Consider the following 6644-nt stretch of genomic DNA (forward strand, 5'->3'; position numbering starts at 1 on the left):
AGCCCGAGCGACTCAGAGTGATCTGAAAGCCTAGTCGGGCCGCAATGGCGAATCCTTATAGGTCCTTACACAGGCGTAAGGCGTCGTACATGGCCGCATGTACATTACGCTGAGATACACAGTCACCCAGACGCCATAGAATCATGCCGTCCCCCGATTCACTCAGCACTGGCTGAGGCTTGATATCGAACAGAGCTTCATTATCGATCTGGCCCTTGTTACGGGACTCCTCTTTCAGGGCATAGTACAGCTCTTCGTTTGGACGAATACCGTTTTCAACCACCACCTGATCAACCACACGCTCTTCGCGCTGACCGGTGTACTCGTTTTCCAGTACGGCTACCAGATTGTCACCTTCGCGGTATACCTTCTCCAGCAGGAAGTCAGAAGTCATGATCACTTCTTTCTCATACAGAGAACGGTAGTAAGTTGGGAAGGTCGTACCACCAATACCAACACCTGGTTTGATATCGTCGGTTACCAGCTCAACCAGAGAGCCTTTTGCCGCCGCGTAATCCGCTGTCGACATACCGGAGAACTCACAGATGGTGTCGTAGATCAGGATATTTTTACCAGGCTCTACCTTGCCGCTCAGGATATCCCAGCTTGCGGTGATCAGACCTTCGTCCGCGCCCCACTCAGGGTTTTGCTCGACAAACGGACGACCACCGGTCGCCAGTACACACACGTCAGGCTTCAGCTCACGTACCAGATTTTCATCAGCCGCAGTACCCAGACGGATATCCACACCCAGACGTTCCAGCTCCATCACCAACCAACGGGTGATACCGGCAATCTGATCACGCTGTGGTGCTCTGGCTGCCAGTGTTAACTGACCACCCAGCTCATCGGCTTTTTCGATCAGAGTCACATTATGGCCACGCTCAGCTGCTACACGGGCCGCTTCCAGACCACCAGGGCCACCGCCCACAACCACAACCTTACGAACCGGACCATCGGTTTTCTCGATGATATGAGGCAGGCCCATATACTCACGGGAGGTTGCCGCGTTCTGGATACATAGCACGTCCAAACCCATGTACTGACGGTCAATACAGTAGTTAGCACCCACACACTGACGAATCTGATCCACCTGATCCATCTTGATCTTGGCGATCAGGTGCGGATCAGCGATGTGTGCACGGGTCATACCGACAAAATCAACACAACCGGCTTCAATAATACGCTTGGCCTGGTTTGGATCTTTGATGTTCTGTGCGTGAATAACCGGGACATCCACCACTTCCTTGATACCGGCTGCCAGGTGCAGGAACGGCTCAGGCGGGTAGCTCATGTTTGGAATAACGTTCGCCAGAGTGTTGTGCGTATCACAACCGGAACCCACTACGCCAAAGTAGTCGATCTGACCGGTGGCGTTGTAGTAAGCGGCGATCTCTTTCATATCGTCGTGGTTCAGACCGTCCGGGTGGAACTCATCGCCCGTGATACGCAGACCCACTACAAAATCAGGCCCCACTTCTTCACGTACCGCTTTCAGTACTTCCATACCAAAGCGCATACGGTTTTCAAACGTGCCGCCCCATTGGTCGGTACGTTTGTTCACACGTGGTGACCAGAACTGATCGATCATATGCTGGTGTACGGCAGACAGCTCAACACCGTCCAGGCCACCTTCTTTCGCACGACGGGCCGCTTGCGCGAAGTCGCCGATTACACGCCAGATCTCTTCTTCTTCAATGGTCTTACAGGTGGCGCGGTGAACAGGCTCACGAATACCGGATGGGGACATCAGGTTCGGCCAGTTCTCACCGTCCCAACGGGAACGACGCCCCATATGGGTAATCTGAATCATGATCTTACCGCCGTGCTTATGCACTGCATCGGCAAGATTCTGGAAATGAGGAATAATACGGTCGGTAGACAGGTTCACCGAACTCCACCAGCTTTGCGGGCTGTCGATGGATACCACACTGGAACCACCACAAATACAAAGACCACAACCACCCTTGGCTTTTTCTTCGTAATACTTCACATAACGGTCCGTGGTCATACCACCATCTGTGGCGTATACCTCGGCGTGGGCGGTACTGACAATACGGTTACGGATGGTCAGTTTATTAATTTTGAGTGGCTCAAACAGCACATCAAACTGGGACATAATCGGAACCCCATCTCTTTCTTGCTTATCCGGTCTAAACAGTGCGCAGGTTTTTTGACACACGTTGCTGACAGGTTTTAATTATTCTGTGCAGAGCGGAGTCATTGTTAATGTTCTCGATGCTCTGCCGGTTTCTTGCTAACCGGCCTACTGTATTGTTTGGGCCGTTTAGTGCGAACCGTCTGGTCTCTCAGATAGTCCAGACGGTTCAACGAAACTGAATCAGGTGCAGTGTTTACAGTGGCGTTACTTCGAAGTAACCCACATCACAACCCTCTTCAGCCGCACACTGAGTCTGTTCCGCTTTCGTGCGTACGTCATAACCCAGGCTTTCAGCGATCTGATCCAGAGCACCCGCGAACCAACCGGTGAACATATAATCCACCTTGCGGTTCACTTTGCCGTATTGGTAAACAAAGGCAGAGTTTTCCAGACGTACTTTGGCGGTACCGGCTTCAATATCCAGCTCTTCAGTGATAAAGAAACCCCAACCACGCTGAGACAGACGCTTCATGTAGTGATCCCACACTTCAGCACCGCTCAGACCATGTTCAGCCGCTTCTTTTTCACACCAGTAGTAAGCAGACTTGTAACCAGCCTTGTACAGAATCTCAGCGTACTTCTCAGCACCAATCTCTTCTTCAATACCCATGTGGTTGTTGACGAAGAAGTGGCGCGGTACGTACAGCATCGGCAGTGCGTCTGTCGTCCATACACCGGTTTCGTCATCAACGTTGATTGGCATCTCTGGCGCGTGTACACCCATTGTTATTTCCTCTTATTCAGTGCGCTTGCCTGACCGAATCGCCGGTTTTCATGTCGAAAAACAACCTTGTTGAAAACGACCCGACCAGTCAGAGGGCAACATCGAGCGTAGAAATCGATATCACCCAGCTTGGTTTATTTAGGTTATGCGTAACAATTGAAATCAAAAAACAGGGGCGGCAACTCTATTTGCTCAAACAGAGGCCACCCCATAAAAAGGCCTTATGAGCCCCAAACTTCTTTCAACAGGTTGACCCAGTTGTCACCCATAATCTTGCGGACCTGAGTTTCAGAGAAACCGTCCTTCAACAGGGCTTCGGTCAGATTCGGGAATTCGCCAATGGTGCGAATGCCTTTAGGATTGATAATCTCGCCAAAGCGAGTCAGACGACGGGCATAACCCTTATCGTGTGTCAGGTATTCGAAGAAGTTCTGGTCCTGACCTTGGGTAAAGTCAGTACCGATGCCGATCGCATCCTCACCCACGATGTTGTACACGTAGCGAATCGCTTCAACGTAATCATCGATAGTGGCGTGAATACCCGCTTTCAGGAAAGGCGTAAACATGGTCACACCCACAAAACCGCCGTTATCCGCGATGTACTTCAGCTCTTCATCGGAACGGTTACGTGGGTGTTCTTTCAGACCGGATGGCAGACAGTGCGAGTAAGCCACAGGCTTCTTAGACTCATCGATCACTTCTTTAGCCGTGTTAGGACCCACGTGAGACAGGTCACACAGCATGCCTACCTTATTCATCTCAGCAACAATTTCACGACCAAAACCAGACAGACCACCATCACGCTCGTAACAGCCGGTACCGACCAGGTTTTGTGTGTTGTAGCACATCTGCACGATGCCCACGCCCAGATCTTTAAATACCTGAACGTAGCCAATCTGATCTTCAAAGGCATGGGCATTCTGGAAGCCCATCATGACACCGGTTTTACCCTGCTGCTTAGCACGGTAGATATCTTCGGTGGTGCGAACCTTGATCAGCAGATCACTGCTTTCTTCGATCAGGTTATTCATCTCTACGATGTTGCGCACCGTGCCTTCGAAATTCTCCCAGAAAGATACGGTACAGTTGGCTGCAGTCAGGCCACCTTTTGCCATATCTTCAAACAGAGCGCGCTCCCACTTAGCGCAGATCAGACCATCAATCACGATCGCATCGTTGTGCAATTCTGCTGGATTCATTGTTATTATCCTGTTCCATCGTCTTAAAACGTTAACCCGCCCACACCGGAACAGATGCGGACTGGCGCTGATTTAAAGCCAGTGTAATTTTTAAGACTTAGGGACAAGGTGCTATAAACGACCCCTTAGCTACCAAAAACGTCACGTGACGCAAATGGGCAAGTTGGGGGTGAGACAGAGGAGATTGCGGGGTTGGAGAAGGGAGCGCAGCTAGGGCTGCGCATACCAATCAAATAGTAAGTGAAAATTTCAAATTCTTAACGCTAAGAGTTGCTTTTGTCTGTTTTTGAAAGTCAATACACTTTCTCCTCACCGTAGAACCATGCTTTGGTATTCTTGTTGTTACTACATAGCACTCTTTTTGATGCTCATTAAACCTTTTTCTCGTTAGATTTAAGGTTGATTTTAGTTGTGATATAGCCTTATCTAAATCACAACCCTTTAATTCAACAAAGAGCGCTTTTTTACTTGGATCGTCGTATTCAATTATCCAATCACACTTCTCGTTTTTTTCATCAAATAGACAGCCATCGACTTGTATCTTGCTAACATATTTACGTTTTGAGTTTGAGACTTCAAATCTGCTTTTATTTTCCTTAACTACAATTTTTGGATCATTACAACGGATACTGCATCTATCATAAGGGCAACACATATCAGTTATCTCCCAAGGTAAGGAGCTGATTCATAACATTCTCAAAATGCCCTGAGATGTCATCCAACATATCACCACCGACCATCCGATATTCATCATCACAAATTGATTTGCTGACCCCCGACTCAATTGTATAAGCAGATACATCTTCAAACTTAATAGGCTTCCCACCACCGTTTAACTTTGCAAACTCACTTTCTGAAATCCCTCCACTTCTAACCACATCAGAGGCTAAAATAAAGTTATTTAATGCCGACAAGATATATGGGCTGTGAGAAGTAATGAAAAAATTAGTAGACAAATGTTCATAAAGGAGAGACAAAATAGAAACAATATGACCTTGAGAGGTTGGAAACAAATGAGCTTCCGGTTCTTCGATGAAAAACATGCCATGTTCACTATTCCTATTTTTTATAAGAGGAAGTATACATAGGACTAGTAGCATGGGCAGTGATTCTTGCTGCCCAGATGAAGCATTTGCTAAATTAATTTTTTTCCCTTTCGAAACGATCCAATCTTGCTCATCATGATATTCATAATCTCCACTTACAATTGCTTCAAGCGACTTGCTGAGCTCATCTGCAAGCCCTTTATTACGACGAAATAAGAAGCCATCCTTATACATTCTTTTTGAATTTTCATAAAGACGTCCAAAGTCTTTCAAGAAAGGATCTATATCTAAATTAGAAGCTAGAAATGTAAAAATATTTTTTTGCAAGTTTGCAAAAAAAGATCGTGTTGCTGGGATAAAGACAGAATCTGAGAAAAAACAGGAATACTCGCTCTCCCTTAAAGGATCTAAAACACATTCGTATAACACCATATGCTCTAAATCTACTATCCTACCTCTCCTGCCTTCTTGCTCCATGTATTGATCGAAGCGCTTTTTATAGGATCTCTTCTTATTTAAAAAAATTCTTGCCAGATCACTACAGTATTTAACTTTAACACGAGTTTTACCTCTACTATTTCTTTCTCCATATATAGATATTGATATACCGCCGATAAAGTAATCTATTTCAAAAGAACTGCCATCCCAAGAGTATCTAGGAAACTTACTCTCAAAGCTCTCAACAATAGTTTTATCTAATTCTTTTTTCGTTATTTGCTTTCTAATACTATCAACAAAATTAGCTGATAATTCTTGAAAAAAATATACTAACTTCGCAATAACACTCTTACCATTAGCTTGAGGGCCAATAACAACGTTAACTTTCTTTATGTCCATATCAACTTTCTTTAAGACTAGAAAGTTTCTTACTTTAAGCTGTTCTCCCACAGCCCCCCCTACCAACAAGAACCATCATACTACTACGGCTGATATTAAACCTTAATCTCATAATTACAAATTACCACACCTCATACCTAAGGCCACCTAGGGAAAACCCTAGCATTGATACCTATCCCACTGAAAAGTTAGACAAAAACCGATCAAAAATAGCAGAAAAACTGACATAAATTATTTAGAAAAGCACCAAACCAAGCAGTACCGACAATATATGTCGCAACGACATCAGATGGAACATTCAAATCAGGACAGCCATTATTTAGAAAAACGCCAAACCAAGCCCGTGTTCTAACTGGAAGTGCACCACTATAGTTAAATCAACTAGCAAGGAGGTGCATTGTGGGAAAGAATTATTCGCATTTGAGTCATTGTGAAAGAAAGCGGATTTTCCATTGGTTTCATTATCAAAAGAGACCAATTCGTGAAATAGCGCGCCTGCTCAGTCGCTCACACTCAACAATTAGTCGTAAACTTAAAAGGAACATCAGTACTCACTACGTGCCAACTTATTACCCTAACCCTGCCCAGAGAATGTACCAAATGAGGATGAGTAGAAGGGTTCAGAGGCAAAAATTGAAAGATCACGAAACCAGAGAGTACGTTACTGCAAAACTTAA

Annotated in this window: 6 protein-coding genes; 1 reads left to right on the top strand and 5 read right to left on the bottom strand. The window is 45.8% G+C overall.

Annotated features, from left to right (window positions below):
* Positions 1 to 55: 55 nt before the first annotated feature.
* From dgcA to H579_RS0113095, 5 genes are all read right to left on the bottom strand, one after another.
* Entirely contained in the window at positions 56 to 2119 is a 2064-nt protein-coding gene (gene dgcA, locus H579_RS0113075; RefSeq protein WP_028301055.1) for a dimethylglycine demethylation protein DgcA, read from the bottom strand.
* Positions 2120 to 2354: 235 nt separating this feature from the next.
* Positions 2355 to 2885, bottom strand: coding sequence for a 4-vinyl reductase (locus H579_RS0113080; RefSeq protein WP_028301056.1), 531 nt, complete (start codon positions 2883 to 2885; stop codon positions 2355 to 2357).
* A 221-nt stretch (positions 2886 to 3106) separates the two neighbouring features.
* The gene (locus H579_RS0113085) at positions 3107 to 4084 is read right to left on the bottom strand and encodes a dipeptidase (protein WP_028301057.1); all 978 of its coding nucleotides are present in this window, start codon (positions 4082 to 4084) and stop codon (positions 3107 to 3109) included.
* Between the two features lie 229 nt (positions 4085 to 4313).
* Positions 4314 to 4739: a hypothetical protein gene (locus tag H579_RS0113090; RefSeq protein WP_036566274.1), complete on the bottom strand. Its 426-nt coding sequence runs from the start codon at positions 4737 to 4739 to the stop codon at positions 4314 to 4316.
* A gap of 1 nt (position 4740) precedes the next feature.
* Positions 4741 to 6018, bottom strand: a complete 1278-nt coding sequence (locus tag H579_RS0113095) for an AAA family ATPase (RefSeq protein WP_028301059.1) — start codon at positions 6016 to 6018, stop codon at positions 4741 to 4743.
* A gap of 348 nt (positions 6019 to 6366) precedes the next feature.
* Here H579_RS0113095 and H579_RS30110 point away from each other — a divergent pair.
* Positions 6367 to 6644 (top strand): helix-turn-helix domain-containing protein (locus H579_RS30110; protein ID WP_169449709.1); only part of this gene is annotated, 278 nt, incomplete at its 3' end.

Source organism: Oceanospirillum beijerinckii DSM 7166 (genome assembly GCF_000422425.1).
GTDB classification, from domain to species: Bacteria; Pseudomonadota; Gammaproteobacteria; order Pseudomonadales; family Halomonadaceae; genus Oceanospirillum; species Oceanospirillum beijerinckii.

Excerpts from the sequence above, each read along its gene's own strand:
- H579_RS0113090 (WP_036566274.1), bottom strand. The coding sequence starts at position 4,739 with ATGTGTTGCCCTTATGATAGATGCAGTATCCGTTGTAATGATCCAAAA.
- H579_RS0113085 (WP_028301057.1), bottom strand. The coding sequence starts at position 4,084 with ATGAATCCAGCAGAATTGCACAACGATGCGATCGTGATTGATGGTCTG.
- H579_RS0113080 (WP_028301056.1), bottom strand. The coding sequence starts at position 2,885 with ATGGGTGTACACGCGCCAGAGATGCCAATCAACGTTGATGACGAAACC.
- dgcA (WP_028301055.1), bottom strand. The coding sequence starts at position 2,119 with ATGTCCCAGTTTGATGTGCTGTTTGAGCCACTCAAAATTAATAAACTG.